This is a genomic window from Limnobacter sp. (assembly GCF_046297615.1).
In the GTDB taxonomy this organism is placed as follows: domain Bacteria; phylum Pseudomonadota; class Gammaproteobacteria; order Burkholderiales; family Burkholderiaceae_B; genus Limnobacter.
Genome location: NZ_JBKBHM010000002.1, coordinates 484,808 through 507,723 on the forward strand (window position 1 = coordinate 484,808; position 22,916 = coordinate 507,723).

At 56.9% G+C, this 22,916-nt stretch carries 15 protein-coding genes; 9 read left to right on the forward strand and 6 right to left on the reverse strand.

Annotated features, from left to right (window positions below; translation table 11 throughout):
* The first annotated feature begins 26 nt into the window (after positions 1-26).
* The 4 genes from prpC to ACK4FF_RS06330 all read left to right on the forward strand — a co-directional run bounded on the left by prpC (position 27) and on the right by ACK4FF_RS06330 (position 8,153).
* Positions 27-1,184 carry a 2-methylcitrate synthase gene (prpC, locus tag ACK4FF_RS06315; RefSeq protein WP_409706069.1) on the forward strand — a complete coding sequence of 386 codons (1,158 nt, stop codon included), beginning with the start codon at positions 27-29 and terminating at the stop codon, positions 1,182-1,184.
* Between the two features lie 100 nt (positions 1,185-1,284).
* Positions 1,285-3,903 carry a Fe/S-dependent 2-methylisocitrate dehydratase AcnD gene (acnD, locus tag ACK4FF_RS06320; protein ID WP_409706072.1) on the forward strand — a complete coding sequence of 873 codons (2,619 nt, stop codon included), beginning with the start codon at positions 1,285-1,287 and terminating at the stop codon, positions 3,901-3,903.
* Complete coding sequence (gene prpF / locus ACK4FF_RS06325) at positions 3,900-5,099, forward strand: 2-methylaconitate cis-trans isomerase PrpF (RefSeq protein ID WP_409706075.1); 1,200 nt, start codon at positions 3,900-3,902, stop codon at positions 5,097-5,099. The genes acnD and prpF overlap by 4 nt, the downstream gene beginning before the upstream one ends.
* A 246-nt stretch (positions 5,100-5,345) precedes the next feature.
* The gene (locus ACK4FF_RS06330) at positions 5,346-8,153 is read left to right on the forward strand and encodes a phosphoenolpyruvate carboxylase (RefSeq protein WP_409706078.1); all 2,808 of its coding nucleotides are present in this window, start codon (positions 5,346-5,348) and stop codon (positions 8,151-8,153) included.
* A gap of 52 nt (positions 8,154-8,205) precedes the next feature.
* Here ACK4FF_RS06330 and ACK4FF_RS06335 read toward each other — a convergent pair whose 3' ends face one another.
* Entirely contained in the window at positions 8,206-9,702 is a 1,497-nt protein-coding gene (locus ACK4FF_RS06335; protein WP_409706081.1) for an amidase, read from the reverse strand.
* A gap of 157 nt (positions 9,703-9,859) precedes the next feature.
* On the opposite strand from ACK4FF_RS06335, the gene ACK4FF_RS06340 reads away from it, so the two are divergent.
* Positions 9,860-10,315, forward strand: a complete 456-nt coding sequence (locus ACK4FF_RS06340; RefSeq protein ID WP_409706084.1) for a hypothetical protein — start codon at positions 9,860-9,862, stop codon at positions 10,313-10,315.
* Positions 10,316-10,385: 70 nt separating this feature from the next.
* On the opposite strand, the gene acnB is transcribed toward ACK4FF_RS06340, so the two are convergent.
* Complete coding sequence (acnB, locus tag ACK4FF_RS06345; RefSeq protein WP_409706086.1) at positions 10,386-12,977, reverse strand: bifunctional aconitate hydratase 2/2-methylisocitrate dehydratase; 2,592 nt, start codon at positions 12,975-12,977, stop codon at positions 10,386-10,388.
* Positions 12,978-13,165: 188 nt separating this feature from the next.
* Complete coding sequence (locus tag ACK4FF_RS06350; protein WP_409706090.1) at positions 13,166-14,194, reverse strand: AraC family transcriptional regulator; 1,029 nt, start codon at positions 14,192-14,194, stop codon at positions 13,166-13,168.
* 104 nt (positions 14,195-14,298) lie between these two features.
* Between ACK4FF_RS06350 and ACK4FF_RS06355 the strand changes: the two genes are divergently transcribed.
* The 3 genes from ACK4FF_RS06355 to ACK4FF_RS06365 all read left to right on the forward strand — a co-directional run bounded on the left by ACK4FF_RS06355 (position 14,299) and on the right by ACK4FF_RS06365 (position 17,665).
* Complete coding sequence (locus ACK4FF_RS06355) at positions 14,299-15,288, forward strand: alpha/beta fold hydrolase (RefSeq protein ID WP_409706094.1); 990 nt, start codon at positions 14,299-14,301, stop codon at positions 15,286-15,288.
* Between the two features lie 113 nt (positions 15,289-15,401).
* Positions 15,402-16,331, forward strand: a complete 930-nt coding sequence (locus tag ACK4FF_RS06360) for a sterol desaturase family protein (protein WP_409706097.1) — start codon at positions 15,402-15,404, stop codon at positions 16,329-16,331.
* An 89-nt stretch (positions 16,332-16,420) separates the two neighbouring features.
* Entirely contained in the window at positions 16,421-17,665 is a 1,245-nt protein-coding gene (locus tag ACK4FF_RS06365) for a DUF2863 family protein (protein ID WP_409706100.1), read from the forward strand.
* Between the two features lie 31 nt (positions 17,666-17,696).
* On the opposite strand, the gene ACK4FF_RS06370 is transcribed toward ACK4FF_RS06365, so the two are convergent.
* Positions 17,697-19,328 (reverse strand): ABC transporter permease, encoded by a 1,632-nt coding sequence (locus ACK4FF_RS06370; protein ID WP_409706103.1) that lies wholly within the window; start codon positions 19,326-19,328, stop codon positions 17,697-17,699.
* A 143-nt stretch (positions 19,329-19,471) separates the two neighbouring features.
* Between ACK4FF_RS06370 and ACK4FF_RS06375 the strand changes: the two genes are divergently transcribed.
* Entirely contained in the window at positions 19,472-20,524 is a 1,053-nt protein-coding gene (locus tag ACK4FF_RS06375) for an ABC transporter ATP-binding protein (protein WP_409706105.1), read from the forward strand.
* A 4-nt stretch (positions 20,525-20,528) separates the two neighbouring features.
* Here ACK4FF_RS06375 and ACK4FF_RS06380 read toward each other — a convergent pair whose 3' ends face one another.
* Entirely contained in the window at positions 20,529-21,362 is an 834-nt protein-coding gene (locus ACK4FF_RS06380) for a hypothetical protein (protein ID WP_409706108.1), read from the reverse strand.
* Between the two features lie 104 nt (positions 21,363-21,466).
* Positions 21,467-22,801, reverse strand: coding sequence for a hypothetical protein (locus ACK4FF_RS06385; protein ID WP_409706111.1), 1,335 nt, complete (start codon positions 22,799-22,801; stop codon positions 21,467-21,469).
* Positions 22,802-22,916: the final 115 nt, after the last annotated feature.

A 22,916-nucleotide genomic window follows, 5' to 3' on the forward strand; every position in this document is an offset into this window, starting at 1 on the left:
GACTGAATAACAAACTGGAGATCGAGATGACTGAACAGACTACAACCCCCGGTTTCAAACCCAAGAAATCTGTTGCATTGTCCGGCACCGCCGCAGGCAACACAGCACTGTGTACCGTGGGACGCACCGGTAACGACCTGGCCTATCGCGGTTACGACATTCTGGACTTGGCCACCACCAGCGAATTTGAAGAAATTGCTTACCTGCTGGTGCATGGCAAGTTGCCCACCGTGGCAGAACTTGCGGGCTACAAATCGAAATTGAAGTCTCTGCGTGGCCTGCCTGCTGCGGTGAAAGTGGCCTTGGAGCAACTGCCCCCCTCTTCCCACCCCATGGATGTGATGCGCACTGGTGTATCCGTGCTGGGCTGTGTGAAACCTGAAAAAGACGACCACAACCACCCTGGCGCCCGTGACATTGCCGACAAGCTGATGGCCAGCCTGGGTTCCATGTTGCTGTACTGGTATCACTTCGCCTACAACGGCAAGCGCATTGAAGTGGAAACAGACGACGATTCCATCGGTGGACACTTCCTGCACCTGCTGCACGGCGAAAAGCCCCGCGACAGCTGGGTACGTGCGATGCACACCTCGCTGATTCTGTACGCAGAACACGAGTTCAACGCGTCGACCTTCACCAGCCGTGTGGTGGCTGGCACAGGCTCGGACATTTACTCCGCCATCTGCGGTGGTATTGGTGCCCTGCGTGGGCCCAAGCATGGTGGCGCCAACGAAGTGGCCTTTGAAATTCAGAAGCGTTACGACAACCCCGATGAAGCCGAAGCTGACATTCGCGCGCGCGTTGAGCGGAAAGAAGTGGTGATTGGTTTTGGTCACCCCGTTTACACCGTGAGCGACCCCCGCAACGTGGTCATCAAGAAGGTTGCTGAAGACCTGTCCAAAGAACAAAACAACATGAAGATGTACAACATCGCTGAACGCTTGGAAAGCGTGATGTGGGAAATCAAGAAGATGTTCCCCAACCTGGATTGGTTCAGCGCGGTGAGCTACCACATGATGGGCGTGCCCACCGACATGTTCACCCCCCTGTTTGTGATTGCGCGTACCTCCGGTTGGTCGGCCCACATCATTGAGCAACGCATTGACGGCAAGATCATTCGCCCCAGCGCCAACTACACTGGCCCCGAGGACCAGAAGTTTGTGCCCATCAGCGAACGCAAGTGATGAACCTGCGCCTCAGGCTCATGTAGTGAGCCTGAAACGGGAGGGGGAAACCCCTCCCCTGCCGATGCCCGACTGATGACACCTTGACTGAGCCCCACACATGAACACCCAATTTCGCAAACCATTGCCCGGTACAGCACTGGACTACTTCGACACCCGCGCTGCCGTGGAGGCCATTGCCCCCGGCAGCTACGACGGCTTGCCCTACACCAGCAAGATTCTGGCTGAACAACTGGTTCGCCGATGCGACCCAGCGACTTTGACCGACAGCCTGAAGCAATTGATTGAACGCAAGCGCGATCTGGATTTCCCTTGGTACCCTGCACGCGTGGTGTGCCATGACATTCTGGGCCAAACAGCCTTGGTGGATTTGGCGGGCCTGCGCGACGCCATCGCCAAAGAAGGTGGCGACCCCTCCAAGATCAACCCTGTGGTACCCACACAATTGATTGTTGACCACTCTCTGGCTGTGGAATGTGGTGGCTTTGACCCCGACGCCTTCCGCAAGAACCGTGAGATTGAAGAACGTCGGAATGAGGACCGTTTCCACTTCATCAACTGGACCCGCACCGCGTTCGAAAACGTGGATGTGATTCCTGCGGGCAACGGCATCATGCACCAGATCAACCTGGAGAAAATGTCGCCTGTGGTGCAAGTGCGTGATGGCGTGGCCTTCCCCGACACCTGCGTAGGCACCGACAGCCACACCCCGCATGTGGACGCCTTGGGCGTGATTTCCGTGGGCGTGGGCGGCTTGGAAGCCGAAACGGTGATGCTGGGCCGTGCGTCCATGATGCGACTGCCCGACATCGTCGGTGTTGAACTGGTGGGCAAACGCCAGCCCGGCATCACAGCCACTGACATCGTGTTGGAATTGACCGCCTTCCTGCGCAAGGAACGCGTGGTGGGAGCGTATGTGGAGTTCTACGGTGAAGGCGCACGCAGCCTGACCATCGGCGACCGCGCCACCATTTCCAACATGACACCCGAATACGGTGCCACTGCGGCGATGTTCTACATTGATGAGCAAACCATCGACTACCTGAAGCTGACTGGCCGTGAAAGTGAACAAGTGGCGCTGGTTGAGCAGTACGCCAAGCTGACCGGCCTGTGGGCCGATGGCATGGCCAAAGCCGAATATGAACGCGTGTTGAAGTTTGACCTGAGCAAGGTGACACGCAGCATGGCTGGCCCTTCCAACCCACACGCCCACATGCCGACCACCGAATTGGCCAAGCGTGGCATTGCAGTGAATCTGGACAAAGCCAAGGCCGAAGAAGCACAAGGCTTGATGCCCGATGGCGCGGTGATTATTGCTGCCATTACCAGTTGCACCAACACCAGCAACCCCCGCAACGTGGTGGCTGCTGGCCTGTTGGCCAAGAAAGCCAACGAACTGGGCTTGGTGCGCAAAGAGTGGGTGAAAAGCTCATTTGCGCCGGGTTCCAAGGTGGCTGAGCTGTACTTAAAAGAAGCTGGCTTGTTGGGTGAGCTGGAAAAACTGGGCTTCGGTATTGTGGCTTTTGCCTGCACCACCTGCAACGGCATGAGCGGCGCGCTGGATCCGAAGATTCAACAGGAAATCATCGACCGCGACCTGTACGCCACAGCGGTGTTGAGTGGCAACCGCAACTTCGATGGCCGCATTCACCCGTACGCCAAACAAGCCTTCCTGGCCAGCCCACCCTTGGTGGTGGCTTACGCCATTGCGGGTACTGTGCGTTTTGACATTGAACAAGACGTGTTTGGCGTGGTGAACGGCAAGGAAATTCGCCTGAAAGACCTGTGGCCCAGCGACGAAGAAATCGACGCCATTGTGAACCAGCACGTCAAACCCGAGCAATTCCGTCAAATCTACATCCCCATGTTTGACTTGGGCGCTGTAGAAAAAGCCCCAAGCCCACTGTACGACTGGCGCCCGCAGTCCACCTACATTCGCCGCCCACCGTATTGGGACACCGAAGGCCAGGGTGCGCTGGCAGCACGCCCACGTACACTGAAAAACATGCGCCCGCTGGCCGTGCTGGGTGACAACATCACCACGGACCACCTCAGCCCATCGAACGCCATTCTCATGAACAGCGCAGCGGGTGAATACCTGCACAAAATGGGCTTGCCTGAAGAAGACTTCAACAGCTACGCCACGCACCGCGGTGACCACCTGACTGCACAGCGCGCCACATTCGCCAACCCTACATTGCTGAACGAAATGGTTCGCGATGCAGACGGCAAAGTGAAAAAGGGCTCGCTGGCCCGCATTGAACCAGAGGGCAAAGTGACCCGCATGTGGGAAGCCATTGAAACCTACATGGACCGTGCACAACCGCTGATCATCGTTGCCGGCGCAGATTATGGCCAGGGTTCCTCGCGCGACTGGGCCGCCAAGGGCGTTCGTTTGGCCGGTGTTGAAGCGATTATTGCTGAAGGTTTTGAGCGCATTCACCGCACCAACCTGATCGGCATGGGTACCCTGCCCTTGGAGTTCAAGGCGGGCGACACACGCCACACCTACGGCATTGAAGGCAGCGAAGTGTTTGAAGTGGTGGGCGAACGCACACCCCGTGGCACGCTGACTGTCATCATGACGCGCAAAAATGGCGAGCGGGTGGAATTCCCGGTCACCTGCCGTTTGGACACCGCAGAAGAAGTGTCGATTTACGAAGCCGGTGGCGTGCTGCAACGTTTCGCGCAGGACTTCCTGGAAGGAGCCGCCGCATGAGTGCCTCAAGCAGTCAACAACTCAAGGTGCCCGCCACCTACATTCGCGGTGGTACCAGCAAAGGCGTGTTCTTTCGCCTTCAGGACTTGCCTGAAGCCTGCCAGCAACCCGGCGCAGCCCGTGACAAGCTGTTGATGCGTGTCATTGGCAGCCCCGACCCCTATGGCAAACAAATCGATGGCATGGGCGGGGCAACCTCCTCCACCAGCAAAACGGTGATTCTGGCCAAGAGCAGCAAAGCAGACCACGACGTGGACTATCTGTTCGGGCAAGTGTCAATCGACAAGGCCTTTGTGGACTGGAGCGGCAACTGCGGCAACCTGTCTGCCGCAGTCGGCAGTTTCGCCATTGTCAGCGGGCTGGTTGATTCGGCACGAGTGCCGCAGAACGGCACCTGCACTGTGCGCATTTGGCAAGCCAACATCGGCAAAACCATCATTGCGCATGTACCCATCACCAACGGACAGGTTCAGGAAACCGGTGACTTCGAACTGGATGGGGTGACCTTCCCTGCCGCCGAAGTTCAACTGGAATTTCTGGATCCGGCTGATGAAGGTGAGGATGGCGCCGGTGGCAGCATGTTCCCCACCGGCAATTTGGTGGACGACCTTGAGGTACCCGGTGTGGGTACCCTGAAAGCCACTTTGATTAATGCGGGCATTCCCACCATTTTCGTGAATGCAGAGGCGATTGGTTACACTGGCACTGAGTTGCAAGACGCCATCAACAGCGACCCTGCGGCACTGAAAAAGTTTGAAACCATTCGTGCCCATGGTGCGGTGAAAATGGGTTTGATCAAAGATGTGGCTGAGGCGGCAACCCGCCAGCACACCCCCAAGGTGGCGTTTGTGGCCAAGCCGCAGACCTACACCAGCTCAAGCGGTAAGGTGGTCAATGCCAGCGACGTGGACCTGCTGGTGCGCGCCATGAGCATGGGCAAACTGCACCACGCCATGATGGGCACAGCTGCGGTGGCGATTGGCACAGCAGCTGCAGTGCCCGGTACCTTGGTGAACCTGGCTGCGGGCGGCACCGAGCGCGAGGCGGTACGTTTTGGCCACCCCAGCGGCACCCTTCGGGTGGGCGCGCAGGCCGTGCAGGAAAACGGCCAGTGGGTGGTGAAGAAAGCCATCATGAGCCGTAGTGCGCGGGTGTTGATGGAAGGCTGGGTGCGTGTGCCCTCGGACACATTCTGACCACTCGCAGTGAACACACAGCAAACAGAGGGAACTCTTTGCTGTGTGTATTTACAAAGCTTGACCAGTTTTAGATTCAACAGACAAACTGGGTAAAGCAATCAAAAAAAGATGGCGTGATCATACGCCATTCGCCACAAAATACGCCGAACACCCCTCCATAGAATCACCACATAGAGTGGCACCCTGACTGCCTATCTATTCTCCAAGCTCCATTTCAATAACGATTAAGAAGGAGCAACCACCATGCCTAACCCTGTTTCGGGCTTTCCCAGCGCCGCAAGCATTCACGACGACAGCGCCCTCAGTGTCAGTCAACAGTCCAGCCGCTCAACATCCCCACAACAGGCCAATGCTGATTTGACCGAGCATTTGACCGAGCCCCTGAAAAAGATAGCCATTGACTCGGTACCGCTTGAAAAAGACAAAGCATTGGTCAGTGAATTCTTGGACCGCTTGCACGCTTTGGACAATGCAAACCAAACGGCCATCAATGAATTGGCCAGCGAAGTTATTCAAGCGGGAATGCGCAATGTAGCTCTGATGGAAGCGGTGTTCAATTACATGAACTGTCGCTTCATTCTTGAACAACACCAATTGGCCATCAACGTTGCGGATGAAAAACGGACACAAGCCCGCAACGAGATGAGTAAAAGCATGGGAGACCTTTCCAAGCCGGGCAACCCCAAGTTGGCGAAAGCGTTGCGCGAATTGCAAAACAGTGGGGCGAAAATTGGCCCAGTGGTGACCAGCCACCCCACCCAATTGAATCGCCCGGAACTTCAACCTGTATTGGCTTTGTGGCCCAGCAGGGGATTCCACACTGAAGCCGACAAAGAAGTGTTTGTGAATCAATTGTGGGATTCGGCGAAGCGGCGTACAAGCCCGCCCACCGTTGTAGACGAAGCCCAAGGTGTTGTGCTGGCCATGGGCAATATTCTGAAATCAATCCGCAAAAAAACCAAAGAGCTGATGAATTTGGGCAACACAGACACGTCCAAACTGATCACCCCAGTGCTGAATTCAGAAAACTGGATTGCCGGAGACCGGGACGGCAACCCCACCATTACCCCTGCATTGCTGACCCAGGTACTTGGAATGTTCAGCGACCTGGCGTTTCAGGAATACCTGGGCAAGGTGTCCGACACCCCTAAAGAAAACCGCTCAACACGCCTTTGCGACTTGTTCAAGCGTTTGGGCCGATCAGATGACCTGACCGACTTGCGCCAGCGCTTGGAGGCTACAAGGCGTTATGTGGTCGACAACGTTGACGGGCCGGAAACCGCGTGCCGATTCAAAAGCCCCGCTGAGCTGGTCGAACACGTGAATACGCTGAAAGAAAACCTGTGCAGCCCGCTGACTGAGGATGAGTCACCATCGCCCGACCAAGCGCTACTGGCCACCAAACTTGATCAACTGGCCCTGTGGGCCAAGGCTTTTGGGTTCCACGCTGCGGGCACACACATTCGACAGAACAGCGCAGTCAACGCCAAAGTGGTGGCCCAATTGCTGAAACATGCAAACCCCGGCAGCCCATGCGATAACTACAGCACGCTATCCGAGGGCGACAAAGTTAATACGCTGAACGAATTTCTGGAAAGAGGACGCACTGCAGACCTGGATCAAGTCGCTCAACAAATATCAGACTCGGCCCCAGACGATGCCACCATCAAGCTCGAACTTGATTTTCTTAAAAACTACGCCCATCTGCGCGAACGCTTCGGCCCGGGCGCCCTACCCACCATCATCACCGCCAACACGGAGACGCTGAGTGACATGTTGGAGGTGTGCGTATTGCTCAAGCATGCAAAGTTGAACAACGATGATGCTGACCTTGGCATGAACATCGTGCCCTTGATCGAGACCGTGCCCGACATGAAAAATGCAGAGGCGCTGTTGGAGGAGATGCTGGGCAACAAGACATACCGGGAGCATCTTGAAAAGCGCGGAAATCGTCAGGTCATCATGCTGGGCTATAGCGACAGCATGCGGTGTGATGGCATTTTTTCAGCGGCTTGGGAAGGCCACAAACTCACCGGAAAACTCCTCGACATTGCAAAAAAACACGGTGTTGGTGTGCACTTCTTTCATGGCCGCGGGGGCACTGAGGCTCGCGGTTCACGGGGTAATTACTTCGATGAGATTCAACATGTGAACGGTGCCTCGCTGACTGGTGGCTGCACACAAACCGAACAAGGCGAAGAGGTGTACAAGAAGTTCGGAATGCGTGCTGTGTCGGACAATCACATCAGCCAGATGGTGGATGGCACCTTGGCCACGTATGCGCGCGACGAGTATGTTTTGGAAGATAAACACACAGCGGCGCTGGACTTTATTTCCGAGAAAGCAGGTGACGCCTACCGGGCGCTGTACAACGACCCTCAATTGCCCGAGTTCCTGTTGAAAAGCACACCGCTGGCCCATGTGTCGAAAACCAACGCAGGAAGCCGGCCTGCCTCGCGAATTGCAGACCTTAAAGACAAAGCATTCTTGGACAAATTGCGGGCGATTCCGTATGTGGGCTCGTGGTACCAATCAGGGTCGAACGCGCCTGCCTACTACGGTATCGGTGCGGGCCTGAGAGCCTACATCCAAGAAGGCCCTGGCAACCCTAACGAAAACATCCAGTTGCTACGCGACATGTACAAAAACATACCAGTGTTTAGGAACTTGATTGACCGCGCGGAAGAGGCTTTGAACAAGGCCGACATGAGTATTGCACAGCTTTACGCAGAGACGTTGAATCCAGAAACGGCCCCGCTGTTTCATGGCTTGATCAAACCCGAATTCGACAATACGTGCCAACAAATTGATTTAGTCAAAGAACAAAATACCGAGACTCGCCGGGTGCCAACAAAACCTTTGCAAATCTTCGCACACATGGCGCAAATTGAATTGCTGAAACAGTCCAGCCACACTGAGGCAAGCCGAAAGCTCTACTTGGAGAACCAGCGTCAGGTACCCGCTGCAATCGAGGAAGAAAAAACGGCCCTGGATGCCGGCATTGCCATGTCGATGCAAGTCGTGGCCAATGCCAATGGCCGCTTCGGTTAATGCGTGGCTTTTAGGTGATGCTTGCCACAGCGCAGCGCTGTGGCAAGTCGTTTTATGCCGAATAGGTCGGTGGCCTTTTGTTGAACCATGGACGGGCCTGTTCCAATTGGCCTGCCAAGCTCAGCAGCACATCTTCTTGCCCATGACGCCCGGTGAACATGGCACCAATCGGCAAATTGCCGGAATTCCAGAACAGGGGCACGCTCATCGACGGTTGACCGGTCACGTTGGCGGGCATGGTTTGAGAACAGTAGTTGAACACCCTTCGGGCCGCTTTAAGAACAAATTCTGGCCGCTTGGCGATGAAGCCAATGGGCAGATGGCCCATTGCCAACAATTCGATGGACTCCGACGATGTAGGGCGCAACTGACCCACTTTGCAAGGCGGCTCGCCCAGGGTACTGGTCAGCAGCGCATCAAAGGGGGCAAAAGTCGTCATCCACTGGCGGCTGAATTGCGTCATCCACCACACTGAACGGGCCACATCCCCCGCAGTGAATGAGTCCCCGAGCCGAATCAGCGCCCAGGTGCGGGCTTCAAAATCGGAAGGTTTGGCCTTGCGGCCCATGGTGATTTCTCCCTCGCGACGGGTGGCCGCCAGCTCGGCGCAAATCAGCACGGTGTAGTGGTAAATGAAGGCCTCTCGATCAATCGGCAAACGGACTTCCACACAATCATGGCCTAACTCAGTCAACAGGGCCACAGCGTCCAGCACGGCGGCCTTACAGTCCGGGTGCAAGGTTTCGCCCAAGGCTGGGTCCGTTGAAAATGCGATACGCAATCGGCCTGGCGCGCGCTGGGCTGCATCGGCATAAAGGCCCGCTGGCGCACCAACCTGCATCACCTGGCCGGGATAACTGCCCTGCACTGCATCCAGAAAATTGGCGCTGTCACGAACACTGCGACTGACGACACCCTCGGCAATGAATCCAAACCAACCGTCGGGATGCTCTGGGCCTGAAGGCACTCGCCCACGGGTCGGCTTCAAGCCAAACAAGCCACAACAGGACGCGGGGATTCGAATAGAGCCACCCCCATCGCCTGCGCTGGCCATGGGTACGACACCTGAGGCCACCGCTGCAGCCGAACCCCCGCTGGAACCACCGGGGCTGCGCAAGGGGTCCCAGGGGTTGCGGGTAGCACCGAACAGCTCAGGTTCGGTGGATGGCGTCAAACCAAACTCCGGGGTGTTGGTTTTGCCGAAAATGTTCAACCCGGCCGCCTTGATGCGCCGAACGAATTCCGAATCTTGATCGGGCACAAACCCTTTGAAAAAACGACTGCCGCTGTTCATCTCAACACCGGCGTAACTGGCGATTAAATCCTTCAGCAAAAAGGGCACGCCAGAGAATGGGCCATCCACCGGATGGGTGGCATTGACACGGGCCAAATCAAACATGGGGCGGATCACCGCGTTGATGGCTGGATTAACCTTTCCACACCGCGCGATGGCCTCATCGAGCAATTCCAAAGGGGTAACCTGCCCCCCTTTCACCAGCCCCGCCAAGCCTGTCGCATCGTACTGGTCATACTCCTTGAAACCCGCCATAGCACTTATTCTCCGTTAAATTGGTCAACACCGGAACAAGGTGAAACATTGTGAAATATTACACCATGTCAGAGTTAATCTTACCCCAGTCAGGTAATACAGAATTCGGGGGGCTCAACGCACAATGGCACCACCTTAGCATTCAATCTTTTCAACCATGAGCAACCCACTCAGCGACCTGTGCGTCATTCTGTCTGACTATCCCATCAAGGCGATGGGTTACATCAAGTATCTGGCCAATCTGGGCGAATTCCACGTGGCGGTGTTGAACACCTTGCCCACCGAACAACCTGAAGTGTACGAACATGCGAAATTACTGGTAGTGGACATGAACTGGAGCCACGACGGTGAAACCGAATGGATTGGCAGAGTGCTGGCCGCATTCCCGCAGGCCAATGTGCTGTTCATGGAAGAGGAGCATGCCGACATTCGGTCAGTGCTGGAAAACAATCGGGATGTTTGTCTGTTGGGCAAATTGGCACCGGTCAGCCTGACCAAATCAGCCATGCGCACACTGCTGCACTGCCCGCAAAAGCCCGGGCGTCAACACGCACTGGCCGCTGGCTTGGCCAACAGCAAAATGAACCGGGTTGCCCAAACCCAATGGACCTGAACCACTGCGGTTAGCCCATAAAAAAGCCCTCCACGAGGGAGGGCTTTTCAACACCGAACCCGGTTGAGGGTCAGGCAGCCAGCTTGGCTGTGGCGGCCACGTCCACAAACTCTTTGATTTGGTCAAAGTTCATGTAGCGGTAAACATCGCTGGACACGGAGCCCAACATTTTCACTTGCTCCATGTACTCTTCCACAGTCGGGATCTTGCCCAGCAGTGCACAGACCGCGGCCAGTTCAGCCGAGCTCAGATACACACGAGTGTCGATACCCAAACGGTTCGGGAAGTTACGGGTGGAGGTTGATACGGCCGTGGAACCCTTGCGGATTTGAGCCTGGTTACCCATACACAGCGAACAGCCGGGCATTTCCATGCGCGCACCGGTGCGGCCCAGAATACCGTAGTAGCCTTCTTCGGTCAGCACGTACTGATCCATCTTGGTGGGCGGGGCAATCCACAAACGGGTTGGAATGTCGCTCTTGCCTTCCAGCACCTTACCAGCGGCGCGGAAGTGACCGATGTTGGTCATGCAGGAACCGATGAACACTTCGTCGATCTTGTCGCCGGCCACTTCGGACAGGTACTTCACGTCGTCTGGGTCATTGGGGCACGCCAGGATGGGTTCCTTGATGTCAGCCAGGTCGATCTCGATCACGGCTGCGTATTCAGCGTCTGCATCACCCTTGAGCAGTTCAGGGTTGGCAATCCAGTCTTCCATGGCTTTGATGCGGCGTGTCAGCGTGCGTGCATCTTGGTAGCCCTGAGCAATCATCCACTTCATCAAGGTGATGTTGGAAGTCATGTACTCAATGATGGGCTCTTTGTCCAAGTGAACGGTACAACCGGCGGCGGAACGCTCGGCAGACGCGTCAGACAATTCAAACGCCTGTTCCACTTTCAGTTGGGGCAGACCTTCGATTTCCAGAATACGGCCCGAGAAAATGTTCTTCTTGCCTTTCTTCTCAACGGTCAGCAGACCCGCCTTGATGGCGTACAGCGGAATGGCATTGACCAGATCGCGCAGGGTAACGCCGGGCTGCATGTCGCCCTTGAAACGCACCAGTACGGATTCGGGCATGTCCAGAGGCATCACGCCTGTTGCAGCGGCAAACGCCACCAGACCAGAACCGGCTGGGAAAGAAATGCCGATGGGGAAACGGGTGTGTGAATCGCCACCGGTGCCGACGGTGTCGGGCATCAGCAGACGGTTCAGCCAGGAGTGGATCACGCCGTCACCGGGACGCAGGGCCACACCGCCACGGTTCTCAATGAACTCGGGCAGGTCGTGGTGCATTTTCACGTCCACGGGCTTGGGGTAGGCTGCGGTGTGGCAGAAGGACTGCATCACCAAGTCAGCGGAGAAGCCCAGACAGGCCAGGTCTTTCAGCTCGTCACGGGTCATAGGGCCAGTGGTGTCCTGAGAGCCCACTGTGGTCATCTTGGGTTCGCAGTACACACCGGGGCGCACGCCTTGGCCTTTGGGCAGGCCACAAGCCTTGCCCACCATTTTCTGGGCCAGGGAGAAGCCTTTGCCGCTGTCATTCTTGGCGGAGGGGCGACGGAACACAGGGCTGGGCTCCAGACCCAGTGCAGCGCGTGCACGGTCGGTCAGGCCACGGCCAATGATCAGGGGAATACGGCCACCGGCACGCACTTCGTCAAACAGCACATCGGTTTTCACCTGGAACTCGGCAATCACCACGCCATTTTTCAGGCACTTGCCTTCCATGGGGCGCAGTTCGATTTCGTCGCCCATTTCCATTTGACCAACATCCAGTTCGATGGGCAGTGCGCCGGCATCTTCCATGGTGTTGAAGAAAATCGGAGCAATCTTGTTGCCCAGGCAGTAACCACCAAACCGTTTGTTGGGGATGAAAGGAATGTCATCGCCAGTGAACCACAGCACCGAGTTGGTGGCGGACTTGCGGGAAGAACCTGTACCCACCACGTCGCCCACGTAGGCGATGGGGTTGCCTTTCTTTTGCAGTTCGGCCAGTTGCTTGATGGGGCCGACTTTGCCGGGCTCATCGGGGTTGATGCCGGGGCGTGGGTTTTTCAGCATCGCCAAGGCGTGCAGGGGAATGTCGGGGCGGCTCCATGCGTCAGGCGCTGGGGACAGGTCGTCGGTGTTGGTCTCGCCAGACACTTTGAACACGGTCAGCTTGATGGACGCTGGCACTTCAGGACGGCTGGTAAACCACTCAGCGTCTGCCCAGCTTTGCATCACTTGCTTGGCGTTGGCATTGCCTTTGTCGGCCAGGTTCTTGACGTCGTGGAAGTAGTCGAACATCAGCAGGGTTTTGGACAGCGCAGCAGCGGCGGCTTGGCCCACTTCAGCGTCGCCCAGAGCATCGATCAGGGGTTTGATGTTGAAACCACCCAGCATGGTACCCAGCAGCTCAACTGCTTTCAGTCGGGACACCAGGCCACACTTGTCAGCACCAGCCACGATGGCGGCCAGAAAGGCGGCCTTCACTTTGGCAGCATCGTCAACACCAGCGGGCACACGGTTGGTCAGCAAGTCCAACAAAAAGGCTTCTTCGCCGGCGGGTGGGTTCTTCAACAGGGCGATCAAACCATTGGTTTGCTCAGCGGACAGTGGCAGCGGAGGAATGCCCAACGCGGCGCGCTCGGCCACGTGTTGGCGATAGGACTCAAGCATGGGTGTGCTCCCTAGATTGGGTGAGGGTCAAAGGAAAATTGAATTTTGATGCAGTTCCGGCCGCCACACAAGTGCTGCAACGCAATAGAGAGGCTAAAACGGCAATCAACAAGTCTTATATATGATATAGGACTTTACCTTCCAAAGGAATGCTTTTGCTGCTTTGCAATGCAAATCCTTGTGTCGTGTCAGAGGTTCTCCGAGCGGCCAGCTTTTCGATAACGGGCTGGGCTGACACCCGTCTGTTTGACAAAGGCATGCGTGAAGGCGCTTTGATCGGCATAGCCCAGGTAACTGGCCAAGTCCGACAGGCCCATGCTGTCGTTGTGCAGGCAGTTTTTGGCGATTTCAAGCCGCACAGAATCCAGTTCACCCCGAAAACAGGCACCAGCCATCTGCAATTTCCGTTGAAGCGTACGTCCACTCAAGCACAGGCGCTTGGCCACAGCCTCAAGGTTGGGTTGACCAGCCGACAGGCAGTCTTGAATGGCCCGCCGAAGGCCGGGCAAGGCCTCGTCGCTCATGCGCACCTGGGCCAACAGTGTATGGGCCTGTTGGTCCAGAATCCGCTGCATCACGGCGTCGGGCGCGCGAAGCGGCCAAGTCAGCGTATCAGCGGGCAAACACAGTTCAGTCCAAGGCTGATCAAACAGCACCGGGCATCCAAAGTATTGCTCATAGGGCAACACCTGCTCAGGCCTTGGGTTAACGAAACACACGCGGGTCAGCGGGAATGGTTTGTCCAGCAAGGTGCGTGTGAAGGCCAGGAGCACTGCCACCGCCAACGTGTCCACGCAATGGCCGGGCCTGCCCCGTTCTATACCCCAGCGCAGGTGAATATCGCCCCCCTCGCTGTGCACTTGAAGCGCATTGATGGAGTACACCAAATGCTCAAACTGCTGCAGACGGGCAAACGCCTCACCCACTGTGGCGCAACACGAGGCAACATAACCCAACAGCCCGGTGTTGGCCAATTTCACATGACTGGCTACTTCCAAAGTGAAGGAGCTGCACCCCAACCGGGCCGCCACCCAGTCAAGCATGGTGCGCCAGGTGTGCACAGGCACCCGGTTCAGCTCGCCCGCGGCAGGGCGGGTGTAAGGCATCTCGGCCAACACGGCCGGATGCGCCTGGGCCAGCCAGTCAAACAGCAGGGCCACATAACTGGCGGACACATGGCCGCTCACTGGGCTGGAATCGATGGATGGCTTTGTCATGTGGACGACATTGTGACTGATCAGTTGACAAGGCTTATTGTCAGAATTTGACACTCTGCCCTATGCTAACGCGAAACAAACCCTCAAACCCCACTGGAGACAACATGCCCTCACCCCATTTAACCGCCCTGCCCGCCTGCAAACGCTGGCTGGCCGCTGCAACGCTGGCCTTGGGCGCCTCGCTGCTGACTGGTTGCAACTTGACCAAACAGCCGGATGGGGAAATTCAAGGGCTTGCAGGTGCAGCCATTGCTGCAGAACGCTGGGCCAGTGGCTTAAGCCGCGGCGAGGTGGACATTGAAGGGTTCAAAGTGCCCTACTTGAAGGGCGGACAAGGTGAGCCCCTGATTCTGATTCATGGCTTTGGCGGCTCCAAGGACAACTTCAACCGCGTGGCCAAACACCTGGTGAAGCACTACACGGTGTACGCCATCGATGTACCGGGTTTTGGTGCCAGTACCCGCCAGCCGGACGCCAGTTATCTGATCGATGTTCAGGCCCGCAGACTGCACGACGTGGCCAGCAAGTTGGGCTTGAAGCAAGTGAACTTGGGTGGAAACTCCATGGGCGGCTGGATTGCAGGCAGTTACGCGGCGCAGTTTCCTGCTGACGTTAAATCTGTGTGGTTCCTGGCCCCGGGCGGCACGGTGGCGTCCAGAAAATCAGAGGTGATTCAGGAGTTCGAGCGCAGTGGCAAAGTGGTGTTGGCCGCGTCGAACCGAGAAGAGTTTCAGAGGGTCATGGACTTGGTGATGTTTGAGCGCCCAGCCTTTGCACCTGGTTTTATTGTCAACGCACTGGCCGACCGCGCCATTGCCGACAAGCCCCTGAACGACCGAATCTATGGCGATTTCCGCAAGTTGACCACCAGCCTTCCGCAGACCATGCAGCGTTCCGGCTACAAGGGGCCAGCACTGATTGTGTGGGGAAAGAATGACCGCGTACTGCACCCTGACGGCGCAGCCGAGCTGCACGCAGCCATGGCGGATTCCGATGTGATTTTGCTGGACAAGGTGGGCCACATTCCCATGATGGAAAAGCCTGCAGAAGTGGCTGCTGATTACGTGGCATGGCGCCAGCGGCGTGGCCTGTGATGGCCCACCACAATTTGGCGCGAATTCACAAAATTGAGTCCTGAATTGACAAGACGCTGGACCACTTGGGGTGAAAGAATGCATCCATCAAAACACCTGCATGGAGACGCCCAATGGACAATTTGATTCAGGACGCATTGCCGATGATCCACCTGTTTTTTGGTCCGGACCCGGACTGGAAACAGGTGTTTCTCAGCCTGCTGACCCCCTTCTTCCTGCTGGGTACCGCGGTTGAGTACCTCTACCTGAAACGCAAGGGTCAATCGTTTTTCTTTCGCAAGAAGGAAGTGATCACCAACATGCTGTTGGGCGGCACCTATCAAGCCATGGAGGTGGTGTGGTATGCCTTGTTCGTCAGCGTGTTCATGGAATGGCTTTACAGCTTCCGTGTGGCCACCATTGAAGTCACTCCGCTGAATTTTCTGGGTTTGCTGTTCGGCATTGAGTTCTGTTATTACTGGTTCCACAGGGCCAGCCATCGCATTCGCTGGTTTTGGTGTGCGCACGTGGTTCACCACAGCGGCGAGAACATGACCACCACCACCGCCATGCGCCAAAGCCTGTTTTATGCCGTCAATCTGCATCAGATTTTCTGGGCGCCCATGCTGATTCTGGGCTACCCGGTGTGGGCTGTGCTGCTGGCCTACGGTGTCAACTTGGGTTACCAATACTTCGTGCACACACAAGCCGTCAAACGCCTGCCTGCCTGGTTCGAGTTTGTGTTCAACACACCTGCCCACCACCGTGTGCACCATGGTCGCAATGAGCAATACATCGACAAAAACTATGGTGGCGTCCTCATCATTTGGGACCGTCTGTTCGGCACCTTCGAGCCTGAAGAAGAGGCCGTGGAGTACGGCATTGTTCGCCAGCCCAAGTCGAATAACCTGTGGACGCTGAACACGCATGAATGGCGTGACATGTTCTCGGACGTGCTGAAACCCGGCCCCCTTCTTCAGCGTGTTAAACACCTGTGGGCACCGCCGGAGTGGGTACGCCCCGGGCTGAATGACCAATCCAACCTGCGTGAAACACGCTGGTAACCCGGCAAGAATGAGCATGCCCCGGCCTGACTGTGCCGGGGCGTGAATATCTCGTACTACAATGGGCTGTACATCTTCAAGGACTGCCCATGCGCCGCAAACCGCTCAACACCACTTCCCGTTCCAAACTGTCCAAATACGCCAAACCACTGGCCAACCTGGCAATTCTGCTGGCGGATTCGGGCAGTCGACTGGAGCGCCGGTTCTGGAAGAAAAAGCTGTTCGCCACCCTGATGCCAATACTGGAAGGCCGTAGTGACACCACACTGACTCAAACCCTGGATTACCTGTACAACACCCATTACAGGGCCTACGACGAATTGGCTTTTGCCATCGAAAACACGGTGGAATCGCCTGCCTTGGGCGATGGCAGCCAGGATATCCTGCTGCTGGCCGCGCCCATCATGGCTTGGTCCACCTACAACATTCCCTCGGGCAAAATTGATGCTCCCACAGTGGCCCAGTTCACGGAACTGATTCAGAAAAATGTGCTGTCCGAGCATGCCCACCTGGTGCTGACCAACATGCTGTTCAGCCCTGATCAACTGCCCGAAAGCTATACGGCTGCGGCCGAACTGGCCCGTCAACTTGGGCAAGCCGCCATCGACCAAGCCTTGGTGCGCATCGACACGGAAAACCTGCCAGCAACCCAGAGTTTTCTGTCGGATGTGCGTTACCTGATTGGTGCGGTGGCTGTGCCGGCCGGGCAACCCGCATTCAAATGGCAGACGGAAAGCCACAGCAACGGCACTTTGCTGAGTAAAGAAGAAGTGCAGGCCAATTGGCGGTTGGTGGGCAGCCAAGCGCTTCAGAAAGTAATGCCGGGCTGCATTCTGGAATTGATGCTGCCCAATGGCCTGTACAACGCATGCCGCGAGGCTGAAAAGGAAGCCCGTGCGTATTCCGTGCGCGCATCGGCCTCATTTCTGGAAAGTGCGCTGGATGTTCCACCCCAGAAGATCATTGCCAGTGTGGGCGCTTTCGTGGACCGTGGCGAAATCGAAGAATACCGCATCGGTTTTTCACTGGAAGGCAACCCCGACATCGTGCACGGCGTGGTGTGGCCCCTGATTGGGGAAGAGTACGGCAACGAACCCGACCCGGTGTATGAACGCGACATTGAGAGCGAACCGGACAACCCTGTGATCCGCTCCAAAATTGAAGGCTTGCTCAAGGAAGTGGGCATCCGGCAGATTCATGTGCTGGAAGAACGCTTCCCGCTGGAGTACTGCGAGGACTGCGGTTCACCGCTGTACCCCAACCCGGAAGGCGAACTGATGCATGCGGAGCTTCCTGAAGACTCGGAATTGCCCAACACCATGCAACTGCACTGAGGCACGCTGGGCCATTGGTTTTGGCCCAGTGTCAGTGGCCCATGGTGTCGGCACGTGGCCTGGATTGCCGGGCCCCTTGCCGCATCAACAACACGATGGGCACCAAGGCCACCAACACAATCAATAGTGACGGCACCGCCGCTTCAGTTAAGCGTTCATCGGATGCAAACTGGTGGGCCACCACCGCCAAGGTGTCAAAATCGAAAGGGCGCAGCACCAGTGTGGCGGGCAGCTCTTTGATCACATCCACCAGCACCAACAACACCCCGGTGGCCAACGACCCGCGCAGCATCGGCAAATGCACTTGCCAAAGCACCTGCCGCGCACTGCGCCCCAGCACCCGTGCAGATTCATCAATGTGACGGGTCACCTGCGACAAACCTGCATCCACCGATTGCAATGCAGCCGAAGTAAAGCGCACGTTGTACGCATACACCAGTGCAAAAACACTGCCGGTGATGGCGGGCAGGCCAAGCCCCAAAGCGTATGTCCAGCGGTCCAGAGTGGCCAGTGGCAACAAAATTGCGATGGCCAGAATGGCCCCTGGTACCCCATAACCCAAAGCCACCAAACGGTGCACAGCACCCACCCACCACCGGTGGCGCTGTCGTTTCACATACGCCAGAAACACCGCCAAGGCCAGCGACACCGACGCCGCAATCACCCCCAGCAACGCGGAATGCCACACCCATTTGCCTGCCCTGCCCCAATCCACGGTGGTGTCCACATGCACCAGCAGTTTCAACATGACTGCCACCGGAGTCACAAAGCCCAACACCACGGGCATGACACACAACAGCAAGACAACCCAACCCTGCCAAGCCTTCAAGGGCCTGCGCAACGGGGCTTGGCCTTTGCCAGACTGGGTGTAAAACTGCGCGCGGCCGCGGGCACGCCCCTCGGCCACAATCAGGCCCAACATCACCGCCAGCAGCGCCACTGAGAGCAGTGCCGCACTGGCCCGGTCACCCATGTTCAACCACGTGTTGTAGATGGCTGTGGTGAATGTTTGCACGCCGAAATAGGACAAGGCCCCGTAATCGGACAAGGTTTCCATCAACACCAAGGCCAGCCCGGCCACCCAAGCCGGGCGCGCAACCGGCAAACCCACTTTGAAGAATGCACGGCTTGCGCTGTAGCCCAAGGAGCGCGCCGCATCCAACATGGATGGGCTGCGCCCCATGAACGCAGCACGCGCCATCAAGTACACATACGGGTACAACACAAAGCTGAGCACAAACACGGCTCCACCCAGTGAACGAATCTCAGGCAGGCGAAAGCCGGGGCCGAGCAATTGCCTCAGCGTTGAAGGGACAAAACCGGAATACTGAAACGCGTCGGTGTAGGCGTATGCGATGACATACGAAGGCATGGCCATGGGCAAAATCAGCAGCCATTCCACCCAGCGGCGGCCGGAAAACTCGTGGGCACTGACCCACCAAGCGGGCAGCACGCCCATGGTGCTGGTCAGCACCACCACCCCACAGCACAACAGCGTGGTCTGCACCACCAAATCAGCCAGAATGGTGTCGATCAGGTGTGCCAACACGTCCGGTGCAGTCCACAGGCTTCCCGCTGCCATCGCCAACAAATACACGAACGGCGCCAGAAGCAGGACGCCCAAGGCGGACACAGAAATGCGGCTTCGAATCCCCAGATTCATGAATGGTGCAGGCCGGAGCGTGGCAAAATAGAAGTGAGAACGATTTTACTTTATTGCGCTTGTACGCTTGACCACACAACGACAAGGTGCCCACAAAACTGCACCATGCAAGCACAAGTGCCCTGCCCATCGAAGCCGCCGTCATGACTGAAGCCAACCTCGCCTTACAGGTTCACGCACTGAGTATTCATTACAACAACGCTGACCAAGCGGCGGTGCAGTCGGTGTCGTTTCATTTGGAACAGGGCGAAATTGCCTGTTTGCTGGGCCCATCCGGTTGCGGCAAAACCACCCTGCTTCGGGCAATCGCAGGTTTCCTTCCACCCACTGAAGGGGAAATCAAAATCAATGGGCAAATGGCCAGCCAGCCACGCAAAGTCACCAGCCCTGAAAAACGCAATGTCGGTGTTGTGTTTCAGGACTACGCCTTGTTTCCGCATTTGACGGTGCGCAAGAACATCGAGTTTGGCCTGCACAAATGGGACGCTGCTGAACGACGGGCACGGGCCGACCAGTTACTTGAGCTGATAGGCCTTCAACCACTGGCAGACCGCTTTCCGCATGAGCTTTCAGGCGGGCAACAACAACGCGTGGCCCTGGCCCGGGCATTGGCCCCGAAACCCACCCTGATCCTGCTGGACGAACCTTTCTCAAACCTCGACGTGGAGTTGAAAGAGCGGCTCACTTTCGAAGTGCGCGAGATTCTGAAAGCCGAGCGCATGAGTGCCATTCTGGTGACTCACGACCAACACGAGGCCTTTGCGATGGCTGACCGCATTGGTGTAATGGACGCAGGCCAATTGCTTCAGTGGGGGTCTTCTTACAGCCTGTACCATCAACCCACTTCCCGCATGGTGGCTGACTTCATTGGGCAAGGCGTGTTCCTGCCCGGGGAGCGAACGACACGAGGCATCAAGATTGAATTGGGTGAGATTGAAACGAACGACCCTGCACTGCCAATGTCAGGTCAGTTTGATGTGTTGATCCGCCCCGACGACATCATTCACGACGACGCTAGCGCGCAACAGGCGCGCGTGGTGCGCAAGTCATTCCGTGGCGCGGATTTCCTCTACACCTTGGCGTTGGACAGCGGTGCCCATGTCTTGGCGCTGGTACCCAGCCACCACAATCATGCAATCGGCGAACCCATCGGGATCAAGCTGGCGCTCGACCACGTGATCACCTTCGGTCGGTAAACAATCAGGAAAGGTCGGTATTGCCGGGGAAGTCCGAGGTTCCAAAACCGTCGGACTGAATGGATGCACCACTGCTGATGGACGAGGCGGCCGAAGCGAACACTTCAGTGGCTTCTGACACGTGGTGTGGCGTAGAGAAATCCAGGGTCAGCGGGAAAGACTCGGGGCTGGTGAAGAGGCCATCCAGCGTGGTGGCCGAGGCCAAAGTGCCATGCATGCCGAAGGCGTCCAAATCGGCCAGGGCGGCTGAGTCAACGCTCAAGGAGGTGAGCAGGCTGAGTGAATCCACATCCTGCAAAGCGGTCACAATCTGATTCACTTCAGAGGACACATTGCCAAACACATCGGTGGACACTGAGGTCAATTCCAGTACCTGCCCTTGAAGATCAGCGATCAGTTGGGTCAACTCGGCCAAACCCAGCTTCCCGCTGAGGGCTTCCTCGATGCGGGGCAGCGCCTGGTTCAGATCACCGTGAAGCGATGTCATGATGTGTTGCTCCATCCCAATGGGGGCCAGATGTGCCTCATACCCACCAATCAGCAGGTCAGCGTGGAACGCGGAACCGGCGTGATCAGCCATGAAAGAGACGTCACTCACGCAGGAGGCAGATACACAGCGGATCTCGCCCACACTGACGGCGTGCTCCGGTTGTTCAATCCACATCCCCGGCCGAACTGCACCGTGTACTGGGTCGATCCGAAGCGTCCAGCCCGCCTTGTCGGCAATTGCGTCCGAACTGAACACCTGCAAACTGGCTGCACGCGAGACGTCAAGCAGCTCACCATGAACTTCGGTGGCTCCTTCGGTAACGTTGATGCGTATGGTGTTGTTGGACATGGGTCTGAAAAAAAACCGTGGCTATGTCAATTATACGACACAAGGCCGGTTTTGGATTCAGCAAATACCCGATGTCCGAATCGATTCAACCCGGAAGCTTGGGCTTACTTGGGGTGCCCAAGGCCATCCAGCAAGCCAGTGAGGCCCTGGGTCAAATCGCCTGCGCCCGATGAAATCCCGCTGGCCAGCGAGCCACCGATGTCAGCCAAGCCGCCACCAAGGTCTCCAGAGCTTGAAGAATCGCCGCCGGGCAATCCACCACCCAATACCCCCCCAAGCAAACCGTCAATAGGATCTAGGACAGGGTCCAACACAGGGTTGAGCACATCAGTGACAGGATCGAGAACACCTGTGACTGGCTCAAGTACAGGATTCAACACATCAGTGACTGGGTTGAGAATATCTGTCACCGGGTTCAGGATGTCGGTGACTGGGTCGAGTACACCAGTCACCGGGTCCAGGACCGGATTGAGAATGTCGGTTACGGGGGTCAAAATCCCGTCAATCACTCCGGCAACGGGCTCAAGGCCGGGCAACTGAATGACATCGGGCAAACCACCAATGATGGACACCACTTGATCAACTGTAGACCCCACGTCCATGAGGTTACCGATTAGCGGATTCAGTTGCGCGTCTGGCCCCAAGAGATTGCTCAAACCATTGGTGAGGTCCACTGCTGAAGACTGAATGAATTCGCTGAGTTGCTCACCGGAGGAGAGCATCAACTGCCCCGCAGCTGACTGAACCTCTCCATTGAGGTTGTCCATTAACGGGTCAAACACCTGGTTAAGCATGGTCAACTGCGTGGTCAGCGCATCAATCGCAGTTTGAATATCCAGGGCATTGGCCCCGTTGTCCAAAGTGACATTTGGAGGCAACAGGTTTTGAATCTGGTTCATGGCATGCGCCGGGTCAGTCAGGCTCGCCATCAACTGCTGAAATTCCGCACTCACCGGCAAACCAGACGTGTCGGTACCACCTTTGAGAAAGGGCAGTGAATCGGCAAGGCGCTCAACAGGAAATGCCGAGGCGGCAGAGTGACCGCCACCGCCAGCCAATGTTTGCACAATCGACTCCGCAGTGCCTTGTTTACCAAAGGTTGCAGCGCTTGCACTGGCCATGGCCGCAGTCAAACCCATGCCTGTGGCCACATGGGATAGCCCAGCGAGCGTTCCCTGACTCAAACCCAAGCCTGAAAATGCAGGTGGCAAAGCGGCGCTGGAGGGCAAGGCGGATGGCGCGGTCGGCGAGACGGGAGCAGTACCGGGCAGGGGCTGCCCACCGAGATGCTGAAGCTCACCGCTGACATGGTCCACAGTAGACTGCAGAATCTGCATGTTCAAGGCATCGGGTTTGCTCAAGGCCAACTCGGTGCTGCCCCAATTGGTCTCTGACCCGAAGGAAATGGTGTTGGTCTGGGTGCGTGTGGTGTCTGCCATGTCGTGCCTGCCGCAGTGGGTGGGCATCAAAGACGCCGCACCATCGGTTATGTGCACTTTCAGTGTCGCAGGACACAAGGACAACTGATGATTCAATTTGCCCAGTAAAAGTGCG